Consider the following 24,422-nt stretch of genomic DNA (forward strand, 5'->3'; position numbering starts at 1 on the left):
GATGATGAGTATGGGTGATACTTTAATAATGAAAGATTTAAGGAGGTATTTATATGAATATATTTAAAATAGTTCTTCTCGTAGTTGTTATATGTAATGTTATATCCTTAATTTATAGACATTTAATTACTGCAAGAAATTATAAACCTAGTAAAGTATCAAAGTTATTTTATAGAGATGATGAAAGTTTTAAAAAATCTTGGAAAAAAATAAAAGAAAAAGGCATTTTAAAGCATGTCATCAAAGGTACTATTATAATGACTGCTATGATGGGTGTAATAGGCTTATTCTTTTTATTTAACAATCTTAACTTGTATGGTGAGGCACAAAGCCAAACAGTGTATTATGCACTATTAATGGGTATTGTCTTAGGGGTTCTAACTTCGCTAATGCAATGGTATTTTGAAAATGATAGATATGATTTGTTAAAAGAAAAGGCAAAAGTAGAAAGTGAAAACTGAAACCTTATATATGGTAAAATAAAAGAAGAATGTAAATAAATATAAAAACAACATAAAAATAAACTTTATAGATAAAGGAGATAAGAATAATGCCTGAATGTATCTTTTGTGATTATAACGAATCAGAAATAATAGTAGAAAATAGATTAGCAATTGCAATACTTGACCATTTCCCAGTAAATAATGGACATTGCTTAATTATACCCAAAAGGCATTTTGCTAGCTTCTTTGAGGCAACTGAGGAAGAGGTTAAAGCAATATATAAATTAATGCATGAGGTAAAAGAAATGTTTGATATTCAATATGAACCATCTGGATATAATATAGGCATTAATGTGGGAACTTATGCAGGACAAACTATAAATCATTTGCATGTGCATTTAATTCCTAGATATATAGGTGATGTGGATGACCCAAGGGGCGGAGTGAGGAATTTAAAAGAGGCATTAGTTGAGTATGATGGATAAGGTTGATCTTGCTCATAAAGAACTAATCACAAGTGATTCCTTAGCATTTAAAGAAACTAATTAGCCATAGGTATTGAAAAACCATCTTAATATTAGATGGTTTTTTATTTTGGTGAAATAGAAAAATCAAATTAACTTTTTTTATTTAAAATAAGACAATTACAGTCACATTTATAGTTGAATATGAATATTATTATAATGAAAGGTGGAGTTATTCATGGATTATATCGAAAAGTATACCGGGAGCAAAGAAGAATTTTATTTTTTCTTAAAGGATGAAGTTATAAGGCTATTCAAGGATAAACTCAAAATAGATGGTACACGTGTTTTAATACCAGATAATGAGGAATTAAATTACGAATTTAAACTTGATAGTGATATTAATTATGGCGTTTTTACAATTACAGTTAATTGGGGAGAAAAACAAAATAAACCATCTAATAAATTAAATCAATATGAAGAATTCGATGAGAACTCTAAACTAGCTGAAAAATTTAAAGAAAACTCTAATACGAACTCTGAGGGCATGGAGATAATTACCAATATAAGTTTTGATTAGCTATACTCTATAAAAGCTCATTAATCAACCCATTTAAAATTTATAATAAAGACACTTAAACATATTAATCTGATTTAGTGGAACATATTTTTAACGTAGAACCTTTATGTTGAAAATATTTTAATGGTGCATATAGCTATAAGAAATCTAAATGACCAAATCAGTATTAATAAGGATTGCCTTGTTCTAAATTTAAAAAGGAGTTGTATTAAATGAGTAAAGATGATAATTGTAATAAGTGCAGTAAAAGTTCATGCGATTTATGCAGTGTTATTAATGCAGATCCAGTAGATATGGAAAAGCATGGTGCAAGATTACTAACTGTAAGAATAAAAGTAAGGAACGTATGCTTTGATAAAAAAGTAGCTGTTGCATGCATTATATATGATAGCTGTCATAGAATACTTGCATTCAGAGGTTTTATTACAGTTGTATGTAGAGAAAATGGATGTGGCGAATGTGGCACTATTGAACGTAAATTAGTGTTTGTACTTCCCGACGATATTACATGTGACCCACTTGAATTAGATGTTCGTACCGCAGCCAATTATATATATCCATGTGAGGACTTCTAAATAGATTAGTGTTAAATTTAGCCTAGCGTAATTGCTAGGCTTTTTTATCTTTAAAAAGTATAATCTAGTATAAAAATAGTCACTAAAATAGATAACTCTTAATATACTATATTGCGGACGAGTATATATTAAAATTAAAACTATAAATTCTATAGTTGAATAAATATAGACAAGCTTATTGAATTAAATTGAATAAATAAATTAGAAAGGATAAAATTTATGAAAACATCATTTAAGAAGAATTTAAAAGTCCTTATATCTATACTTGTTATATCTATTCTGACTTTCACAGGATGCACAGCATCTTTAAATAATAAAAGTAAAAATAATGATAATGATAAAATTATGGAATTAACTATCTATAATGGCCGTACAGAAAAATTTATAATTCCACTTGTTGAGAAGTTTCAAGCTGAAACTGGAATAAAAGTTAATTTAATCTCAGGAAAAGCAACTGAATACGCTCACAGAATTATTGAAGAAGGTAAAAATACACAAGCGGATATATTCTTAGCAAATGACGCTGGTGTGTTAGAATATCTTCGTATTCAGGATATGTTGGCACAGATCAATTCAGAAGAATTAGAAAAAGTTCCTATGAATTACAGAGGAAAAGATAACACTTGGACAGGCATAACTGTAAGGTCCCGTATTTTTATGTACAATAAGGATCTTATAACTGCAGAAGAAATGGCAAAATCAATGTTTGATTTGACAGACCCAAAATATAAAGGACAATTTGCTATAAACAGAGCCGGTAATGAATCTATGGTTACCTACTTTACTTCAATTAAAACAATAATAGGGGAAGAAAAAACACTTCAATTGATGAAAGGTATTATGGCTAATGACCCATTAATTCTGCAAAGTCATACAGATGTAAGACGAGCTATTGGCAGTGGTGAGGTTAAATTTGGTCTTGTTAATAACTATCATCTTAAAGAACAACTAACAGAAGATGGTATGAATAATGTTGCTGCAATTTATCCAGATCAAGGTGAAAACGGAATGGGTACCTTTGTTAATGTATCTGGTGCTGCAATAACCAAACATGCAAAAAATACTGAAAATGCTCTTTTATTTATAGAGTTTTCACTTCAAGAGGAGCAACAAAAAATGAATGAAGAGACTCCAATAATACCAAATATTCAAGGAATCGAATATGGTGAAGAATTTAAAGCCTCAGAAGCATCACTTGGAGAAATTGGTGCTGAATGGGAAGCAACCACAGAATTAATGAGAAATGCAGGTTATTCTGATTAGGGTGGGATTAAAATGAATAGTATTAAAAGCATGTGGGTAAAAGCCTGGCATGGTTCTCCACCTCGCTCTATGCTTTTACTTGTAAACATTATAACTGTACTAATAATGTCAATTCCAATAGTTTATATTTTCTCGCGGGCATTAACTGCTCCAATAGAAAAATGGGAAATAATATTTAAAACACGTATTCCTTTTCTTCTCTGGAATACCTTAAGCTTAGCATTAACAGTTACTTTAATTACTACAATAATTGGCGTTGCCCTTGCATGGCTTGTTGAACACTCAAACTTGCCGGGTAGAAAGTTTTTTAAAATCGCATTAAGTCTTCCATTATTAATACCGCCCTATATAGGTGCATTGACCTATGTTATTTTCTTTGGTCCAAGAGATATCCTCTACTCTTCCTTAGGAGAAAGCCCTATAAATATATATTCATTTTTTTCAGTTGCATTTATATTATCAATGTTCACTTTTCCTTATGTTTTTTTAATTGTTTGCGCTTCACTTAGAAAAATTAGCGCAAACTATGCAGAAGCTGGTCGTTCATGTGGAGCGTCCTACTATATCATATTTAGAAGGATTATTCTACCACTAATGAAACCTGCAATATTATCCAGTAGCATTATTGTTTTATTCTATATTGTATCTGATTTTGGTGCAATCTCCATGCTCAGATATACTACTTTTTCAAGTAGCATTTACTTTCAAATGGTAGGAAGTTTGGATAGATCCTCCGCTGCAATTTTAAGTATTGTTCTTGTTGCACTCGGAACGGCCATACTTTTGATTAAAGCATATATCCTTAATAAAAAAGTGTTTTATCAAAACTCGAAATCAAATAGGAAAATAAATCCTATTAATTTAGGAAAGTTCAAATATATTTCTTTAGCCTTTGTAGGGATTGTTTTATTATTCTCAGTTATTCTACCTTTATCAACCTTAACAGTTTGGAGCATTAAAGGTATTAATGATGGTGTTGTCACCTTAAAAACTTTAGGATATATCAAAAACAGCTTGACTGTTAGTATAGGAGCAGCTTTTATTACAATGATAATTTCAGTACCTGTTGCTTATCTAAAGTTAAGGAATCCTTCAAAACTAACTTTTATTATGAATAATATTTGTCACATGGGCCTGGTTATACCTGGAACACTGCTAGCTTTAGGTATGGTATTCTTTGTAAGTCAGTATTTTTCATGGCTTATTGGTAGTCAAATAATATTAATGGTAGGATTTAGCATAAGATATATGTCAAGAAATTTACAATCTACAGAAGCTTCAATGGCACTTATATCCAAAAATCTTGATGAAACTGCCTATAGTCTGGGAAAAAATTTTAATGTCGTACTGCTGAAAGTAATTCTTCCTTCAATATTACCTGGAGTCTTATCAGGAGGCGCTTTAGTTTTAGTAAGTTCATTAAAAGAATTGCCTATATCATTAATGTTAAGAGGCGCTGGTTTTGATACTTTAGCAGTGAGAATATGGATAGAATCAAGCGATGGATTTTATACTCATGCTGCCCCTGCTGGATTACTAATTGTACTTGTATCTATTTTACCACTTTATTTGATGTTGAAAAACTATAAAGGGGATTAATTATGGCATATGTTGAAATAAAAAATCTTTCAAAAAAATATAATAATGCTCCCGATTTCACTATAAATAAACTAAATTTAACAGTGGAAAAAGGAGAATTAATAACAATTCTAGGTAAAAGCGGCTGCGGTAAAACAACATTGTTACGATTATTATCTGGCTTTGAAGTACCTAGTGAAGGTCAAGTTATATTGAATGGCAACGTGATTTCAAGTAAGAACCTATGGATGCCTCCTGAAAAAAGAAATATAGGCATGATCTTTCAAGATTACGCTCTTTTCCCCAATATGACAGCATGGCAAAATATAGCATTTGCAATTAATAAAGATGCTGACTATAAGAATAAAACTAATGATATGTTGAAACTAGTAAGTCTTTATGAGTCTAAAGATAAATATCCCCACCAATTATCAGGTGGTCAGCAACAAAGAGTTGCCATTGGAAGAGCATTAATCCGTCAGCCTGATATTCTACTTTTGGACGAACCCTTTAGTAATTTAGATATGGAACTTAGAGAAATCATGCGAACTGAAGTACTAAAACTTTTAAAAAAAACAGGGACAACAGCGATTTTTGTAACTCACGATCAAATTGAAGCATTATCAATTTCCCAAAGGATAGCCATATTAAATGAAGGTAAGATTCAGCAAATAGGTACCCCACATGATATCTACAATAAACCTGCAAATGTTTTTGTATCTGAATTTATAGGAAAATCAAATTTATTTACTGGAAAAGTTCACGATTCAAATTCTATTTTGTGGGAAGATATTCTTATATCATGTAATGATGATATTCCTTATAAAAAGGGAACTATAGCTAAATTTATGATACGGGAAGAAGATGTGCTTATAAATAAAAATGGAGCATTAAAAGGTACTATTGTTAACTTTACCTATATGGGTATGAACTACAGTGCAACACTTAAGATTAAAACCCAAAATAATAAAACTTTTATGTTAAAAGCATTGTTACCAGGCTCTTCAGATGCAACATTAGGAAAAAAAATAAATTTAGACTTGTTTATAAAATCGAAGTATCATATTTTCTTGTATTAAATCATCTTCTTAGAAGCTGTAATTTGGATTATTAACCCAATGAACAAAAATGCTATTTGTGATAGCTTTAAAAATAATATGCCATCTAAAGTAGATGTATATCATCACATTGAAACTATAAGGTCAGAAGTGTTTTAAAAATTATCAATAATTATTAAAGAATTATTTGAATAGGCATAACAGCCTACAAAATCATTATCAAAGCTATGGAAATGTAATAATATTTTGATAGCACTAAGGAGGGGGTCTTGTATATGGTGGTATACAGATTTATATGCCATTTATTCCACAATGTATGTCTCGTAGGGTTAATAATAATCTAGTTAAATTTAACAATAATATAACTTAATATTCAAGCGCATCATATAACAACATGCTGAAAACATTGACTTAAGTGGAGTTAAGTCAATGTTAAAAATGTTATTATACTTAATTAAATTTAACAATAGATTTAATGTGGGCAGTGCAGGTATTGCGATTTCGCTTGCGGTAGCCATGTATGTGATGCTTTTGCGCTTGCAAACATAAATTGACCACTGAGTTACCAATATATGTAACGGAATCGACCCCATAGAAAAAAACGAAAAAGCTACGAATATCTTCATGGTTTTTTCGTTTTTTAAAATTAATTTGCAATATTCTTTATAACCCCAATCTCGATATCTTGTTTTTCTACCTTTGATGAAATATCCTTTAATTGTTTCTCAAGATCAGATAATTTTCATAATTTAAAGTATACCCGTCAAACAAAGCCTTGGAATTATTATCCGATTTATCTTCAATTCGAACAATATCAGTTTTGTCAGCTTTAGCATCAAGCTTTTTATCTATTATGTCAAACCTTGAATCTATTCCATTAAATCTTGAATTCATTTTATCAAACTTTGAATTCATTTCCGTATACAGTTTGCTCATTAGCTCAAATGATTTATCTTCCATTTACTTCACCACCTTAGAGATTATATGACTTATATATATATTAATTTTAATTTTTTAATCTTTATCATATCCCATAGTTTTTTCACTCTCCTAAGTATAACAAATTTTGCACTGAAAATGTTTGTTGCTTTTGAATATTTATTTAAATTGCAGAGTCATGTATGTGATGCATTTATGGACATGTTATAATATAAGTAGAAGAAATAATTTTATAATATAAGACGAAAAAAAAGAGTTTGGGCACAACAGATGTTGTAAGTGCTCAAATGACTATTAAAATCACCAAGAAAATTTAATAGTGGAGGTAAAATCAAAAATTGCACGATACTTTCTCTAATTATTGCTCATGGTTTTCATAATGCACTAATTACATTATTTGTATTAATACTATAACTAAGGTTAATTCAAATTGATATTATTAACTTTTATAAGCATATCATAGATAATTCAAAACCTTATAATACTTAAGTTAGTCGGAATCTGAATTTGCTGAAGTTGTATTAAAAAAATAAAAAACAACTATGAAGAATTACTAAAGTAACAACATTTAATTTAATTATAATTTAATTATAATTTAGTTAAATTTAACAATAATATAACTTAACATTCAAGCGTAGCATTTATCAACATGTTGAAAACATTAGCTTAAGCAGAGTTAAGTAAGTGTTAAAAATGTTATTAAGCTTAATTAAATTTAACAATAGATTTAATAATAAGAATTTATGAAAGGTGTTGAGCATATTGATTGAGGTAGATATAATTAATAAAGGGATAATTACAAGTGATTCTTTAGCATTTAAAGAGGCTACTCTAGATTGTGATTCAAACTGCTCTACTGGAGACAATGATTATTTACTTCCCAAATTAAAAGCATCTCTAAAAAGGGCAAAGACAATAGATATTATTGTAGGATTTTTAATGGAATCGGGAGTAAAGCTGATTATTAATGATTTAGTACAGGTGGCTGGTAGTGGCGTAAGGATAAGAATATTAACAGGAAATTATCTTAATATTACTCAACCTCAAGCTTTATATTTAGTGAAGGATGCTCTAGGAGATAAAGTAGATCTAAGGTTCTATAATATTGCTAATAAATCATTTCATCCTAAATCATACATATTTGAATATGAAGAGGATGGAGATGTTTTTATAGGATCATCGAATATGTCGAATTCTGCATTGACTAGTGGCATTGAGTGGAATTACAGATTAAATAAGAATAAAAACTTAGAGGATTTTACACATTTTAAGGGCGTTTTTGAAGACTTATTTTTAAATCATTCTATAATTATTGACGATGATGAGATGCGGCGTTATTCATCAGTTTGGAAAAGACCTAAACTTTTTAGCGCAATAGAGGCAATTGAAGATAACAAGGAAGAATTGAGAACGGTAATTCCATTATATGAACCTAGAGGGGCGCAAATCGAAGCATTATATGAGCTTAAAAAATGTAGAGAAGATGGATTAGATAAAGGACTAGTTGTAGCAGCAACAGGTATAGGTAAAACATATCTTGCAGCCTTTGATTCACTGAATTTTCATAAAATATTATTCGTAGCTCATAGAGAAGAAATATTAAATCAAGCAGAGGTATCATTTAAAAATATTCGGCCTAATATTAAAACTGGTTTCTTTAGTGGTGGAAATAAAGATAGAAATAAAGATGTGTTATTTGCTACAGTACAAACCATAGGGCAAAAGCAGTATCTATGTGATGAATATTTTAAAAAAGATGAATTTGATTACATTATAATAGATGAATTTCACCATGCAGCAGCAGGTAACTATAGAAACATATTAGATTATTTTACTCCGAAATTCCTACTAGGACTTACTGCAACTCCTGAGAGAATGGATAACAAAGATGTATTTGCACTTTGTGATTACAATATTGTTTATGAGGTTAGATTAAAAGGAGCAATAGATAAGGGCTGGCTTGTTCCATTTAGATATTATGGAGTCTTTGATGAAACAGATTATACAAAAATATCTTTTAGAAATGGTAGGTATGATGAGACAGAATTAGAAAATGCCTTGATGCTTAATAAACGCTCAGATTTAATTCTAAGACATTATAAGAAATATAATAGTAGAAAAGCATTAGGGTTCTGCACAAGTAGGAGACATGCAGTATACATGAGCAAATACTTCAATGAAAATGGAATTAAGGCTTGTGCGGTAATGAGTGGCGGGCAATCTGAGTTTTCAATGGATAGGCGAGAAGCGGTGGATAAATTAAAGAAAGGAGAACTAAACATTATATTTTCTGTGGATATGTTTAATGAAGGATTAGATATACCTGAAATTGATATGATATTACTTTTAAGACCTACAGAATCGCCAACCATATTTTTGCAACAACTTGGACGTGGTTTAAGAAAGTACAAAGATAAAAAATATTTAAATGTTTTAGACTTTATAGGCAATTATAAAAAGGCTCACTTCATTCCATTTTTTCTAAGTGGAGATCTAAAGGATATTACGGGGAAATCTAGACAAGGTAAATTACCTAGGGAAGAAGATTACCCGGATGATTGCATAGTAGATTTTGACTTTCAAGTAATTGATATATTTAAGAAGATGATAGAGGAGCAAAAGAATATATTCGACCTAGTAGTTGATGATTTTAATAGAATAAAAGAAGACTTGCAAACTAGGCCAAGTAGAATTCAAATGTATACTTACATGGATGATAATCTTTATGATGTAATAAGGTCCAGAGGTGAATTAAATATTTTTAATGATTATTTGGGTTTTCTAAACAAGATAAATGAACTTTTAGAAGAAGAGAAACTTTTATTAAATACTGCAGCTTATGGTTTTTTAAATAATATTGAAAAAACCTCAATGACAAAAACTTATAAAATGCCATTGCTTTTAGCATTCTATAATAATGGTAATATTAAGACGAAAATAGATGAAGAAAAAATATTTCTAAGCTTTAGGGAATTCTATGCAAAACCTTCAAATGCAGTAGATCTTTTGAGACATAATTCAACTGTAAAGTATAAAGGCTTCAATAAAAAGCAATATCTAAAAATTGCAGAAAATCCAATAAAGGCATTCTTAAATTCTGCAAAAGATTTCTTTTATGGAGATAAAACAGGTTTTTGCTTAAATGATAATTTAGAGGAATTTACTGAGCATCCTGAGTTTAAAGCTCATTTCAAAGATATTATTGATTATAGGACTAGAAGATTTTACAAAGAAAGACTTGAGAAATTAGAGAAATGAATATAACTAACAAACCCACCATAAATAAATGCTATGGTGGGTTTGTCTATTCGTAAACTTGTTCAAGAACTATGCCTTTTTCAAAGCCGCCTCTTTCATCTTTCTTAGCATTTCTTTTGTTGATTAAATCTTCCTCAGAATATCCAAGAGCATTTGCTAGGCTAAATAAAACTTCCATAACGTCAGCAAGTTCTTCTAAGTTTCTAGCTTCTAGATATTCAGATACTTCTTCATTTAATTTGGTTTCAAGTAATGGTAGCAGCTCTTCTTTTTTAGCAAAGTGCACATCGAAGCTTTTACCAGTGTCGCCAATTATTTCAGGGATTTTGTCGCGGACTAGTTTGTTGTAGACTTTCATAAGTGGGGGGCCTCCTTGGTATGATATTATGGGTTTATTATAACATATGAGAGAATGATTTATAGTTTATTAGAACTGCATATGAACATTATTATTTTACTATAAATGTATAATACATTTAACAGGGGGTTGATAATTTTATCTAATATATGTTCATATATTAGATAAAATTATGGGGATATTAATAAAATGGAGACAAGTTAAGTGGGATATAATAGGGTTGTACTTGAAATGTGCTTTTTTGTTTTAGATTTGTCTTTAGGGACATATTCGGTATGCTTCTTTAGAAAAATCATTTCGATGTTTGTTAAGGTATAGCGATTTGAGTCTTTTCACGATAAAGGAGTGAAATAGCTATATTTAATCAGAAAATGAATTGTTGTGATTTATAGATAAATGGATGAATTGATAGTATAATCAATAGTATAATGATTTAATATTGGTGTGGTTTATTTTGTAGAATTACTAATGATTATCATGGGTACTTTTGTAAAACAAAAAACGAATTTATTAGTTTTTATAAAGTAATGCAAATAGTATACATTTATGAAGAACTGTAATTGAATGCTGAATATATATTTTAAAATGATGGGTAACAAAATTAATAAAAGCATGGAGGAAATAGATATGGATGAACAAAATTTACTTACTAAGTTAAAAGAGGTTTTGATTGAACTTGAAAATTTAGAAAAAAATTATCGCAAAATATATAATAGTGCAGTTGATATTGAAGAATTTGAAATTTCTCAGAAAACACAATCGGATGCATATCTTAAGATTCGAAAACTTAAGGACTGGAAAGGATTACTAATAGGCCTTAATGATAACATTCGAGATAGTAATGTCATAGAAATAATACCTTTAAACGAAAGTAATGATAAGTTAGATGACAAAAGTGAAATTATGGATCAAGTATCTGATAAAACTGTAGTTATTAATACTGCTTCACAAGAACCATCTGAATATGATTCTGAAGAACAAATAAAAGTTGGTAAATATGTGTGTAGAAAAATGTATGAACTTAGTAATAGTGGATTTATTTTCAGTGATAATGATATTGATGAAATGCAAAAAAAAACTTGGGCAAAAGAAAATTTAACATTGGATTATGAATTTATAAAAAAAATTACATATATTAATCATTCTATAACTGAACAAATGAAGAAAGAATTAGGATTTAACCGATTTTGGAAAGAAACTTTTAAATTTGGGAAATATAAAATATTAATGACTAATCAATTGTTTGAAAGAGATATAAAAAACTTCGATAGCTGGTATGAGAAATTAGATAAAGCGGAGTATATTACAAAACAAAATTTAAAAGATAACGGAAAAGGGAGTACAGATGAGCGAGCGAAAAACACTTGTAAAGTCCCAATAAGTATAAAATTATTTGATAAAATGTATCCAATCAAAAGTTGGAATGAAATCCTAATAAAAGTGTGTGAAGTTATGCTTTTAAAAAAACCTTATGTTGTTGCAACATTTGGCAGAGAACTTACATTAAATAGTGAACAATGGACTAATTTCAGCTATACGGAGAGCGAAATTAAGGATAACAAAAAAAGATTATCTAATGGGTTATGGATTGAAACGAATAGAAGTGCCAATGATATTGTGAATGTAAGTAAAACAATATTAAAACTATGCGGATTTAACGAAAAAGACTTAATCATCGATTGTTAATTGAGGAGAAAATAATATGGAGAATGTAATTGAAAGAATAAATGAATTGGAAAAGAAATCAAAAATAGGTAAGGCAGATTCTTTAGAAGTGACCAAATTAATTTATCAAGTATACTGCTCAAACAAAGATTATGAAATACTTGTAAATTATTTATATGATTTTAATTATAAAATATCTGGAATATTTGCGGGAAAGTATTATCTTGAAATTAATAAAGAAGAAAGAAATCAAATAGTACAATATTTTGTGAAAAGTGAAAGATTTTCAGAAACTCAAAATCTATCTTTGGCTTTTAGAGGATTTGCTATTTTAACTGAACTAATATGTAAAGATATCAAAGACAATAATATCTTTATAATAATTAATAGACTTGCTAAATTAGCCGAAAATAGTTGTATGTTTAATCAGACTTCATGTGGTATTTTCTTAAACTTTCTAAATGAAACAAATGGTAAAATCTTTGATTTGGATTTTTCTTCATTAGAAGATCATGAAATAAAAAGATTATTTAGATATACTTCTGCAACTATTACTGATATCAGTATTATTCCCTACGGTAATAAAATCAAGGGTTGGGCAGCTAAGTATTCGTTTGGTTTGCCTAAAGAAACTACTGTTACTAACGTTAAGCCTATAGAAGAATCTAGTTCCACAGATAAGAGCTGGAAGGTTGTTGAAACACCAAAAGCGAAAGTTGAGGTAACAAGTAAAGCAAAATCCAATGAATTTGATAGCGCAAAAGAACTTATTAGTACATTGAAAGTTGCCAATCAGGAGGCACAAAAATTATTTGATAACATTTTTAATAAGAACATTACAATACAGACCATGCAGGAAAAGTTAAATGCAAAAGAAAAAGAAATATATTTACTAAAAGTAGAAATTGAAAATAAAAATATAAGCATATTGTCATTAAATGATGAAATTAATAAAACAAAAGAAAAATCATTAAATACAGAAATTAAATTAATTGATTTAACAGAACGTTTGAAGGCATCATTCAATGCTGATGATGTTTCAAAAAAACAAGAACTTATAACATTGAAAACTGATATTGCAACATCAGTTAAATTACAATATGAGGATTTTAATGAGCATAAAAATGAAATTTGTAATGAAGATAATTATGAGGCATTAAAGGTTACATTAAATCAAGTATTTAGAACGTTAAAAAAGTATGGAATTGAACTATAGTTTGATAGAAAGGGGGGATTAAATTGAAAAGGGGTACATTTATTGGAATAGATTTTGGTACTACAAACACTTCGGTAGTATGTGTAATTAGTGATGAGCATGGAACTAAAACTATGTATTTAGGAGAGGCAGGCGAATATCCGTTTTCATCAATCGTTGCAATACCTAAAAATGAAGGAAATATGCTTTTTGGTAGAGATGTAAAACGACGTAGATTAGAATTGTCAGATAACTATACTATTATTACATCGATGAAATCTTGGCTTGGAACAGATAAAGAATTTATAGTTGATCATAAGCGGTATTCTCCAATTAAAATAACCACGGCTTTTTTTAGTCATGTAAAAAATTATATTAAAGAGCACTATAACATTAGTATAAAGGATGCAACTCTTGCTTTTCCGGTGGATTTTACTCCAGAAGCACGAACGGCATTAAAGTTAGCTGCGATGGCGGCAGGCATTAATGTTAAAGGTTTTATTAGCGAATCAACTGCTGCATATATTGCTAACAAGAATGATGCAAAAGCTTATTCAAAGGTAATGGTAGTAGATTGGGGTGGTGGAACTCTTGATATTTGTATTTTAGATTTAAATGGCACTCGAATATATGAGAATTCTGTTTATGGAGACAAGATTGGTGGGGACGATATTGACATTGAATTAGCACATAGAATTCATTCGAAATTGGTGAGTCAAACTGGAATAAAACTAAATTATGATGATATGACTTTAGCGGAAAAAGATATTATTATTTCGCAATGTGAAAGTGCTAAAATTGAGTTTTCTGATTATGATGATGCAGATATACTTCTTAGAAACTATGGTAAATTTGGGACTAAAACTGTCTCTCTTGATTATGATTATTTTGAAGATGTTGTTAGCCCAATTATTAAAAATAAAGTGCTTAAAACAATAAACATTGCAATGGAGAGGTCAAAGACATCTAAAGCAGGAATTGATGCCGTAATCATAGTGGGGGGAAGTTGTGGACTAAGACCATTTGCAAATGCTATGACTAATATATTTGGAAATGATAAAATAATTGTTCCAGAAAAAGTACAGTGGTCAGTAGCTATTGGAGCTGCATTCATAGATATTATTGGTAGCGAGTATTACCTTAATGATGATGTCGGTGTATTGCTAAGTGATAATACCATTTATCCAATTTTTAAAAAACATAGAGATAAAATTGGAAGTGTAATTGCACCAATTACATTTTCATTAACAGAAGATACCTTTGATGCTCATTTTATATTTACAAATGGAGATAATAGCATTAACTATGGTAGCACTGACGTATATACAAAAGGATTTTTAAAAGAAAGTTTACAGCTGAGTGCGTCAATTGACAATGATCAAATTGCTAAAATTAAAATTACTAACAGTTATATGGGGAATGAATATATTGAAAAGATAGAAATTAACAAATTGAAGTTTTATTATGATTTGTCAGAAATTAAAGATATTTAGTTGCTTTGTGAGGAGGGTAGAGTATGCTCATAAAATCAAATATAACAATTAGTAGTAACATCTATAATAGAACTAATAAGTCAGTTGAAAATGATGTTGAATTTGTAAAAAATGTATCTGGTCATGAAGCTCTGACAGTATTAAAATCTAAATTAAGAGGAGCACTTATCAATGCTAAGTTGAGTGATATTCAACTTGAGGAACAGCTACAAGGAACATCATGCTCTAAAGCAAAAAGCGGTGAAGTTACGCATGGACAAGTTCTAATTGATGGCAAAATAAAGTGGGTTTGCAGGTGTGAATATATAAATTGTTCCAAGTTATGTTCCGAAAGGAAATCGCATCCACAGATAGTAAGAAAAAAGACTGAAAATAATTTTATAGTAGAAAGTAGTTTTGAATTTGATAGTGTAAACTATGAATATCTTGGATTAGATTTTACTGTTACTGATATCGGAGAAATAATAGAACCACCAACATCTACACAAACAATATCAAGCAAAATTGATAGTATATATGTTAACAAAACTACTGAAGCAGAGCCTGCTGTGGAAACTTCAAAATTTGATAAAGTAGCAGAATCTACAATTATCATTAAAGCTGATATTAATAGTAAAATTCTTGTTAATGCAGGACCAGGTACAGGGAAGACTTATACGGTTATCCAAAGAATATTATACATTATTAAAAATGAACTAGCTAGTCCAGATTGTGTTTTAATTTTATGTTACACAAGAGCCGCAAAAGCTGTGATAATTGGCCGCATAGAACAAGGCATTGCTGAAGGTAGTTTGACTATTGAAGCTAATACGTTGAATGTTTGCACGTTTGATTCATTTGCAACAAGCTATTTAGCAGTTATCGAAGAACAATTTGAAAATCTAGATTATAATAAAAGAATTGAGCTTTTCAACAAAACAATTGAAAAAAATATGTTTGACTATTTTGAGTATTTAATAGTTGATGAAATGCAAGATCTAGTTAATGAGAGAGCAATAATGGTATTAAATATACTTAAGAGTATAAATTGTGGTTTTCTACTTTTGGGAGATAGATGCCAAGCAATATATGATTATGATTGTGGTGATGATAGAAATATTGATTCGACAAAATTTTATAAAATGCTGTATGACATTTTGCCAGATAGTACATGTAGATACGAGTTAATAAAAAACAATCGTCAGAATAATTTATTAGCTAATTTTTCACATGATATAAGACAAGTTTTATTAAACTCTGGAATCCTAAAGCAGAATGAGTTTGTTTCAGATGCAATGAAAAGTATTAGTGTTGTTCAACAAAATGCTGAAAAATTTATTCCGGAAACAAAATATGGCATCAAAACTGCAATTCTTTGTAGAAACAATGGGGAAGCTGAATATATAAGTAGCTATTTACATAGCAAAGGAAATGAACATACATTGTTAAGAGGAGCAAAACATTCTGTAAAATTGCATAGATGGATCGCAGATATGTTTTGGGATTACTGTGAAATTAAAATTGGAAAGAGTGATTTTCTCGAGAGATATTTGATTAGAGTAAATGATAATAGTTTAGAGGCTGAAAACAGATTTAATGTTTTATGCAGTGTTAGTAACAGCAAAGATAATGAATTGAAAATGAGTGATTTAATAACTGAAATACTAAAATCGTTTGATATTCCACTTGAATTAATAAATATAGAAAAAGATACACTTACAGTATCAACTATTCATAGAGCAAAAGGTAGAGAGTTTGATAAAGTATATCTTCTGCAGAGCGATTTCTTGATACAATCTCAAAATGCGGAGGAAGCAAGGGTTAGATATGTTGCAATTACTAGACCTAAAACAGAAATTGAAATTGTAAAAAAAGGTAAACCATACAAATGGTATTTTGCTAAAAGCGATAACGGTAGGGGAATAAGAACAGCTATTAAGCCCTATTTTAAAAATCAAACATACTGCACTAACATTGTTATAGGTTTAAATGATGATATTGACAATATCGGCTTTGTATCAGAAAAAAGTGCTGATTCATTAACAACTCAACAGTATATTGCAGAAAAAATCAATGTAAATGACAAGGTAGAACTAATTAGAGATCCCAAATCCAAAATCTATTCAATTTATCATAAGGGGAATGTTGTTGGGACTTTATCAGATGAAATTGTTAGTGATTTTTGGAATGCAATTAATAAAACTGGAGACAAGCGAAATATACCGGTTAGATTATATGATATTTATGTTTCAAATATTATCACTGTTGTTAACAAGCGATTTGATGAAAATATTCCACTTAGATTTAGAGAATCGAAAATATGGTTAGGAATAGAAATTACTGGGTTTGCAAGGACAGAATATTTAAGCTAGGAGTGAATTATGAGCAACTATTTTGATTTTTATAGTGCAATAGATAATATAGAAGATTTTCTTAGAAAAGATTTGATAGGTCCTATTGAAGAAAATGAGATAATAATAAATGAAGAGCCTTTAAATTATTATGCTATGGGTATTTTATGGCCACAAAGAATAACTACTCATTCCAAATTAAGTAATGTATCAGACTCGGAAAATGAAATTGAAGAAGAGAGTGAACTTGAGGATAATTTACAAACCCTAAATGATTCTATTAATTCAACTAATCAATACAAGCCATGCGCTATGGCTATATCTGCAATGATCGAAGCTGATACAAATACGATTAAGGTAAAGTTTGAATTTGCTAAGTATAAACATATTGAAGAACAGGGCGAGAAACGAGTAATTCATAAATTCCAACGTGAACCACATGAATATATGATTAGCTTCGAAGTTTCTAAAAGCTGTGGGTTTATAAAGAGTGTAAAAAATGAAGAATTAAGATCCTTTGAAATAGATATTGTATGCCATGTAAGAAAAATATTTAATGACGGGAGCAAATTGATAACCATATCTGTAACTAATGAAAAAACTGCACAACAAAAAAGTGTTTTGCAGAATGAACATTCAATATTTCAATGTCATTTAAATATTTCAGTTGAAAATAGTTTTATTCCAATTTATCAAAATGATGTTACTAATACTCAAGAAGAAGTGTTAATTAGTAATATGATTTATAGTAATGTTTATAATTATGCTTATGGTCACGGTTGCTCAGTAAAATATGATGATAAAAATGTAAATAATATTAATAGTGAATTCATGCCTTCAGAGCAAGTATTACAGATGATGCCCAATTCACTAAAGAAAGATGACTTTTTGAAAATGAGTTATTGGCGTAATGTAGATAAAAATTTAGCTTGTAAACAATTAAGCGAGTTTATTGATGAATATGTTATATGGTGCAAACGGCAAGAAAATGAAGGAGCAAAGTTATATAATCATAATTTTGCTGTTAAATCTTCTGTTGCAAAGATAAAAACCTGCATTAGAAGATTAGAGCGTGGGGTTGAACTTCTTAAAACTAATGATATAGCGTGGCAGTCTTTTCTTTTAATGAATGAGGGCATGCTTTTACAAAGAGTTAAAACCAAAATATGTAATGAAAACAGTGTGAAGTGGTATCCATTTCAGCTTGCTTACATATTGCAGATAATACCAGATATAGTTGAGGATAGTAGTGACTTTAGAGATTATGTTGATCTTTTATGGTTTCCTACTGGTGGTGGTAAAACAGAAGCTTATTTAGGTGTATGTGCATTTGTAATCTTTTACCGCAGATTGTTGCATAAGCCCTTACAGGATGGCGTAACAATAATTATGAGGTATACATTAAGGCTTTTAACAATTCAACAGTTTGAAAGAGCAACCGCTCTTATTTGTGCTTGTGAACATCTTCGTAAAATTTATAATATTAGCGGTGGAGAAATCAGTATTGGACTATGGATTGGAAGTAATATGACACCAAACCATATTTCGGATGCTGCTGAAAAACTGAAAGAACTTATAGACGAACCATTAAAAAAAATCTATGACGGAGATCCTATACAAATAACAACATGTCCTTGGTGTGGTACAACCATAGATGTTGGGTGCTATAACATTGAGAAAAATATGATAATAAGTTGTAAAAACAATAAAGAGTGTGAATTTCATCATGGATTGCCAATATATATTGTTGATGACGATATTTATGAAAAGTGTCCAACGCTTATTTTAAGTACTGTTGATAAGTTTGCTAGAATTGTTTGGGAAGAAAGGTCGAAAGCAATTTTTGGTAATGATGATATTAGGCCACCAGAGTTAATTATACAAGATGAATTACATCTTATATCTGGACCATTAGGATCAATAACTGGAATATATGAAATTGCTATTGAAAAATTATGCGAAAGACATGGGAAAACACCTAAAATAATAGCATCTACTGCTACTGTTAAAAATGCGAATGAGCAAATCAAAAGTCTTTATAATAAAAAAAAGTTTCAGTTTCCACCTAATGGGATATCGGCGAATGATTCATTTTTTGCAGTTCGTGCAGATATATCTAAAAGACCTGCACGGAGATATATTGGTCTTTGCGAAGCTGGTGGGAGTCTTGCAGATTTACTCATAAGAGTATATTCTAACCTTATATTTTCTAAAAATTTATTTATTAAGCAAGGGTTATCTTCAGATATCATAGATCAATACTATACAACGGTAGGTTATTTTAATGCTATTAAGGATTTAGGCGCCTCATCTAGTATTATTAATGACCGTGTTAGTTCTAATATTAAGTCATTAATAAATCATAAGTTTAATACTATTGCAGAAAAATATGGCTTAACAATTAAGGATATTAAAAATTATGAAAAACATGACGAGTTAACTAGTAGAAAGACTTCAAAAGAAATAAAAGAAACACTTGAACAACTTTCAGCGCCGTTTACAAGTGACTTATGTTACTCTTATGTACTTGCATCTAATATGTTATCAGTTGGAATAGATATAGATAGGCTTGGGGTTATGACGGTATATAATCAGCCTAAATCTAATGCTGAATATATTCAGGCTACTAGCCGAGTTGGAAGAAGTAATCCTGGGGTTGTATTAACGATGTACAATGCAATGCGTTCAAGGGATAAATCTCATTATGAGCAATTTTCGTATTATCACAAAACATTCTATCAATATGTAGAAGCAACAAGTGTTACTCCTTTTTCTGCAAGGGCTATAGAAAAGGCATTACATTGTGTTTTTATAGCACTTGTAAGACATACAATTCCTGGAATGAGTTCTAATAATGATGCAGTAAAGTTTAGAAACAGTTTAAGGGGTGTTGATAAAATAAAAATATACATATTGGAAAGAGTTCGTAGCATAGATAAATCTGCTCTTACTTTTGCTGAGGAGTGGATCGAATATTTTGCAGAAGAATGGGAAAGATTAGCTATCGAAAATAGAGATACCCTTGTTTACAGTGATTATAATGGTGGACTATGTTTGTTAAACCCTGCTGGTAGAATAAATGATATTGGCTTGCCAACAACATTAAATGCACTTAGAAATGTTGATGCATCATCAAATGTATATATACTACGTAGAGAGGAGTATTAACTATGGGTAATCCATTTGCAAGAAAAAGAGCTATTAAGAAACAACGGTTTGCTGGTGATATAAGACAAAATCAACTTATTACATCCTTTGGAGTTGGTTCAATAGTGGATTTTGTTAGAGATACTGTTACTATTGCTGGTGTAGACGATTGGGATGAGAACAATGAAGAATTACATTTGTATAATGAAAATTTGCAAAGTTTAACAGGAGCTAAATATTTTATTAAACCTAAAACAGAGGATGGTAATAAGATTTACAATAAAAGCAAAGATATCCCCTCATATGTTTTTCCAGAAAAACTATATTGTCCTAATTGTAAAAAAATTTATGATGTTAAAGAACTTCAAAACCAGAGCAATCCACATAAATGTTTTGCTTGTGGGAATCCACAACTTGTGGCTGCTCGTTTCGTTGTTGTTTGTGAAAATGGACATATAGAAGATTTTCCTTATTCATGGTGGGTTCACAAGGGCAATGTTTGTGAAAAAGGAAAGGAAAACCATAGAGTTGAAATGTTTAATGTAGATGGAAGAAGTGGTATTGATAGCTTAATGGTTAAATGTTGTGATTGCGAAAAAATAAGACCGATGCAAAATGCATTCCAAGAAAATGCTTTAGCAGGTCTAAATGGCTTTCATTGTAAAGGATACTTTTCACATTTAAAGAATCCTATGCATTTTTCAGGAAATGGATGTACTGCAATACTTAAGACACGATTAAGAACATCATCAAGTGTTTACTTCCCAGTCATACAGAGTGCTCTTTCTATTCCTCCTTGGAGTAGAGAAACTGTAAAAGCTATTATAGCGAAGTTTGATGATATTAAATGGATTCCATCTAATAGCATTGAAGCTTACTTATTAGAACGAATACTGCCAACGTTACCAAAACAGGTTACATTAAATGATTTAATAAAAGCATTGGAGTTAGTTACGACGCAAAAACAAGTTGGAACAATAAGAAAAGAAAAAGACATATATCAAGACGAATATATTGCATTATCAAAAGGAGATTCTGAGGATGGAGAATTTTCTTCGTTTACGGTAAAAACACAAGCTAAGTATAAAAGATATATAGATAAAATTGTTGTTGTTGATAGGTTGACAGAAACACAAGCATTGTGCGGTTTTACAAGAATAAAGCCATGGGATGGTAGAACTTTGAAAGATGAAAAAATTGCACCTTTATCTATGTATAAAAAGGACTGGTTACCTGCAGTTAAAATGAATGGCGAGGGTATATTTATTAAGTTTAACCAAAACCAATTAGATATTTGGGAAACGAGAATTGAAAATAGATACAAGCAACTTGCTATTAACTATGAAGAGTCATATTTACATAATAGTCGATTTTCTTCGAAGTATATAGCGCTGCATACTTTTTCACATTTATTAATGCGTCAAATTTCTAATGAGTGTGGGTATAGTGTTGCGTCATTAAAAGAAAAAATATATAGTACATTTTATGATGAGGAGTCTAATAATCTTGATATGCAAGGTGTTCTTATATATCTTGCTACAGCTGATTGTGATGGAAGTTTAGGTGGGCTAATTAGCATAGCACAAGATGAACATAGATTACAGAAAATATTAGATGATATGCTTGAAAAGGCTTTATGGTGTAGTGCGGACCCACTTTGTATAAATTCAATTGAACAAGGGTTTTCATCGCTAAACTATGCTGCATGTCATGATTGTACTCTACTTCCTGAAACGTCTTGTGAATTTAGAAATGTGCTTCTTGATAGGGTGTCTATTGTTGGGACCGTTGAAAATAGAAATTTAGGAGTATTTGGTGAAATTGTTTGAAAATTTAATTAAAAGGTACTTTGGGATATAATTTTTTAAACTTACCACCTATAATAAATATTATAGGTGGTAAGTTTATTTTACATTGATAGATTCATACATTTCGTTTATTAGAAGGTCGATATTTGTTTTCTAAGTAACAAATATTAGCGTTGCACTGTTTTTACTGATTTATAATGAATAGTGGGTTCTACCTCAATTTTAGTTAAACTAAAATATTTTATAAAATATCGGCATAGATCATTTTGCATTTCATAAAGAGGTTAACTTATGGTTTGATTAGAGCAGAAGAAGTTTAGATGCACTGAAAAAAATAGGAAATAGTAAAAGAAATTTTTTAAAACATATCTAGATTAAAATGAGGATACACATGATACCATGAAAAATATAAGGAAACTGAGTATTAAAATAATTTGTAAGTATAATATATATGTAAAAATAATAATTTGAGTTATTGTTGTAAAAAAGCGGTGGAAGCCTTTTTTATAACATAATTGAATTATAGGTGTGGAATATATTGTATGGTAAAATTCATAATATAAATAGAAAAATAAAGGAAATAGAATTGTTTTATAGAATAGATAGTTTAATATTAATTATAAATATATAAATAGGTAATATGGATGACGCTAATAGACATATAAATATAAAAATGAACTTTGTTGTAAAGGTTACCTAAATTACAGAAGTTCTTATTACTGAGGTAGGGAGGAGTTTGAAAATGTCAGGTGTATCACAATTATCAGGTTGTTCATGGCATGTGGAAAAGTTACAAAAAAAAGATGAACGAAGACATAATCATAACTGTATGTATTTTAGTAATTATAATAAATGTAATACATTAAAATCAGCATACTACAATTTGCGATGTGGAGGTTCTGCACAGTGCAAAAGTTATAAAAAAATTTGTGAGGGAGGTCAGATTAGGAAATCAACTAATAAGAATACTGATAGTAAGAAAGATGATGAATCGTATTGGTTTGATTAAATTATCTCCTCCGGTATCAAAACATAATCCAATGATAGTCCTTAAGCGATATAACGTTTTTGGACTTTTAATTTTGTATCTTAGTATGTTTAATATGGAATAAACCACCAATAGTATTATACAATGGAGGATTTAAACATAATATGTTACAATTAAGCAATTAATGAAAAGATGGGGGATATTATGGGCATTTTTGATACAATAAAGAAAAGCATACTTGGTGTTAGTTTTGAAAGTAAACTTATGAAATCAATAAATATGCCAATATTTATTAGCAAATTCGCTTAGCTCATAAAAACCCCCGGGGGGAACGTCTAGATAAGCTGGACCATACTAACTGGTGAAAGTCCAGTAAAGGTAATCATCAAGGAGCCTTTTAGCTATCAACTATGCATGTAAGAAATTATGTGTGTAAAGTGTGGTGACAAAGTGTTCAAAAGAATGCGAGCAAAAGTACAGGTTGTAACATAAAGTGAATCCTGCCGTATCGTAAGGTGAAAAAGAGGAAGTCGAGCCTTGCCCCTGAAGGCGAAGACCATGGAAGATGGGAAGAACTTGAATTGCACCATCAAAGAATCCTCCGGTATAATGGGAGCGACATGTACTGAAAGCATGGTTCGGAACTGGAGAGACCTTCCTTTGCACAGCGATAGCTGTAAATGTTAAACGTCAAATTATAACTAATTTAAAAGTCATTTTATTTCTATTATCAGTAGGTGATTTACGTCAGATTATATCTATAAAATCACTTTATCAATAAGAGAAAATCATTTTATTAATAAGATTTTTTTAGCCGGTAGGCTTTTTTTATATAAAAAAATGAGTAGCAATAATAGCTACCCAAGTATGTTAGTCTAAATCAATATGTTCAGCTACAGCTTGTAAAGCGTGAGCCACAGTTATAGCATCTACTTTGTTCATAATCTCACGCAAGCGTTCAGAGTTCCAAAATAAATCTTTTAAGGCAGAGAGATGACATCCGGCATCATTAGCAAACAGAAATTGTCCACTTCGTTACCAAATTTTGTAATGGGGTCGCATCAGCCACCTAGTATATGGGAATGCACGGTTAGTTAGGCGAGGATGGATAGCAAATTCGCTTAGCTCATAAAAACCCCCGGGGGACGTGAACAAATTGTAACCACAATTTGTTTTGCTATGCACCATTATGAATGTAGGTACCTCAATAGTTTGAGGTGCCTATTACTTTTTTGATGTTATTTATTGATTGGTACGTCACCGTGACGTTAATTTACATA

At 30.0% G+C, this 24,422-nt stretch carries 18 protein-coding genes; 15 read left to right on the forward strand and 3 right to left on the reverse strand.

Going from position 1 to position 24,422, the window contains the following annotated elements; genetic code table 11:
• Positions 1-53: 53 nt before the first annotated feature.
• The 7 genes from ACREVX_RS02315 to ACREVX_RS02345 all read left to right on the forward strand — a co-directional run bounded on the left by ACREVX_RS02315 (position 54) and on the right by ACREVX_RS02345 (position 5,982).
• Positions 54-461, forward strand: coding sequence for a hypothetical protein (locus ACREVX_RS02315; RefSeq protein WP_431542489.1), 408 nt, complete (start codon positions 54-56; stop codon positions 459-461).
• A gap of 89 nt (positions 462-550) precedes the next feature.
• A complete protein-coding gene (locus tag ACREVX_RS02320; protein WP_431542490.1) occupies positions 551-928 on the forward strand; it encodes an HIT family protein in 378 nt (125 codons plus the stop codon).
• Positions 929-1,145: 217 nt separating this feature from the next.
• On the forward strand, positions 1,146-1,487 hold the full coding sequence (locus ACREVX_RS02325; protein WP_431542491.1) for a hypothetical protein: 342 nt from the start codon (positions 1,146-1,148) through the stop codon (positions 1,485-1,487).
• A gap of 212 nt (positions 1,488-1,699) precedes the next feature.
• Positions 1,700-2,062 carry a hypothetical protein gene (locus tag ACREVX_RS02330; RefSeq protein WP_431542492.1) on the forward strand — a complete coding sequence of 121 codons (363 nt, stop codon included), beginning with the start codon at positions 1,700-1,702 and terminating at the stop codon, positions 2,060-2,062.
• A 219-nt stretch (positions 2,063-2,281) separates the two neighbouring features.
• The gene (locus tag ACREVX_RS02335) at positions 2,282-3,325 is read left to right on the forward strand and encodes an extracellular solute-binding protein (RefSeq protein WP_431542493.1); all 1,044 of its coding nucleotides are present in this window, start codon (positions 2,282-2,284) and stop codon (positions 3,323-3,325) included.
• Positions 3,326-3,337: 12 nt separating this feature from the next.
• Positions 3,338-4,924, forward strand: coding sequence for an ABC transporter permease (locus ACREVX_RS02340; protein WP_431542494.1), 1,587 nt, complete (start codon positions 3,338-3,340; stop codon positions 4,922-4,924).
• Positions 4,925-4,926: 2 nt separating this feature from the next.
• Positions 4,927-5,982, forward strand: coding sequence for an ABC transporter ATP-binding protein (locus ACREVX_RS02345; RefSeq protein WP_431542495.1), 1,056 nt, complete (start codon positions 4,927-4,929; stop codon positions 5,980-5,982).
• 693 nt (positions 5,983-6,675) lie between these two features.
• Here the strand turns inward: ACREVX_RS02345 and ACREVX_RS02350 are convergent.
• Complete coding sequence (locus tag ACREVX_RS02350; protein ID WP_431542496.1) at positions 6,676-6,921, reverse strand: hypothetical protein; 246 nt, start codon at positions 6,919-6,921, stop codon at positions 6,676-6,678.
• A gap of 741 nt (positions 6,922-7,662) precedes the next feature.
• On the opposite strand from ACREVX_RS02350, the gene ACREVX_RS02355 reads away from it, so the two are divergent.
• Positions 7,663-10,158, forward strand: coding sequence for a DEAD/DEAH box helicase family protein (locus ACREVX_RS02355; RefSeq protein WP_431542497.1), 2,496 nt, complete (start codon positions 7,663-7,665; stop codon positions 10,156-10,158).
• A 46-nt stretch (positions 10,159-10,204) separates the two neighbouring features.
• Here the strand turns inward: ACREVX_RS02355 and ACREVX_RS02360 are convergent, their stop codons facing one another.
• On the reverse strand, positions 10,205-10,516 hold the full coding sequence (locus ACREVX_RS02360; protein ID WP_431542498.1) for a phosphoribosyl-ATP pyrophosphohydrolase: 312 nt from the start codon (positions 10,514-10,516) through the stop codon (positions 10,205-10,207).
• Between the two features lie 627 nt (positions 10,517-11,143).
• Between ACREVX_RS02360 and ACREVX_RS02365 the strand changes: the two genes are divergently transcribed.
• The 7 genes from ACREVX_RS02365 (at position 11,144) to ACREVX_RS02395 (ending at position 23,163) form a co-directional block, all read left to right on the forward strand.
• Positions 11,144-12,202 (forward strand): hypothetical protein, encoded by a 1,059-nt coding sequence (locus ACREVX_RS02365; RefSeq protein ID WP_431542499.1) that lies wholly within the window; start codon positions 11,144-11,146, stop codon positions 12,200-12,202.
• Between the two features lie 16 nt (positions 12,203-12,218).
• Positions 12,219-13,397: a hypothetical protein gene (locus tag ACREVX_RS02370; protein WP_431542501.1), complete on the forward strand. Its 1,179-nt coding sequence runs from the start codon at positions 12,219-12,221 to the stop codon at positions 13,395-13,397.
• A 23-nt stretch (positions 13,398-13,420) separates the two neighbouring features.
• Complete coding sequence (locus ACREVX_RS02375) at positions 13,421-14,869, forward strand: Hsp70 family protein (RefSeq protein ID WP_431542502.1); 1,449 nt, start codon at positions 13,421-13,423, stop codon at positions 14,867-14,869.
• A gap of 23 nt (positions 14,870-14,892) precedes the next feature.
• Entirely contained in the window at positions 14,893-17,220 is a 2,328-nt protein-coding gene (locus tag ACREVX_RS02380; protein WP_431542504.1) for a UvrD-helicase domain-containing protein, read from the forward strand.
• Between the two features lie 9 nt (positions 17,221-17,229).
• Complete coding sequence (locus ACREVX_RS02385) at positions 17,230-20,367, forward strand: helicase-related protein (protein WP_431542505.1); 3,138 nt, start codon at positions 17,230-17,232, stop codon at positions 20,365-20,367.
• A gap of 2 nt (positions 20,368-20,369) precedes the next feature.
• Positions 20,370-22,175 carry a DrmB family protein gene (gene drmB, locus ACREVX_RS02390; protein ID WP_431542507.1) on the forward strand — a complete coding sequence of 602 codons (1,806 nt, stop codon included), beginning with the start codon at positions 20,370-20,372 and terminating at the stop codon, positions 22,173-22,175.
• Positions 22,176-22,896: 721 nt separating this feature from the next.
• On the forward strand, positions 22,897-23,163 hold the full coding sequence (locus ACREVX_RS02395) for a hypothetical protein (RefSeq protein ID WP_431542508.1): 267 nt from the start codon (positions 22,897-22,899) through the stop codon (positions 23,161-23,163).
• A gap of 849 nt (positions 23,164-24,012) precedes the next feature.
• Here ACREVX_RS02395 and ACREVX_RS16995 read toward each other — a convergent pair.
• Positions 24,013-24,162 carry a DUF6618 family protein gene (locus ACREVX_RS16995; RefSeq protein ID WP_500861850.1) on the reverse strand — a complete coding sequence of 50 codons (150 nt, stop codon included), beginning with the start codon at positions 24,160-24,162 and terminating at the stop codon, positions 24,013-24,015.
• Positions 24,163-24,422 lie beyond the last annotated feature (260 nt).

The sequence above is a fragment of the Clostridium sp. genome, assembly GCF_050717545.1.
GTDB lineage: Bacteria > Bacillota > Clostridia > Clostridiales > Clostridiaceae > Clostridium_AD.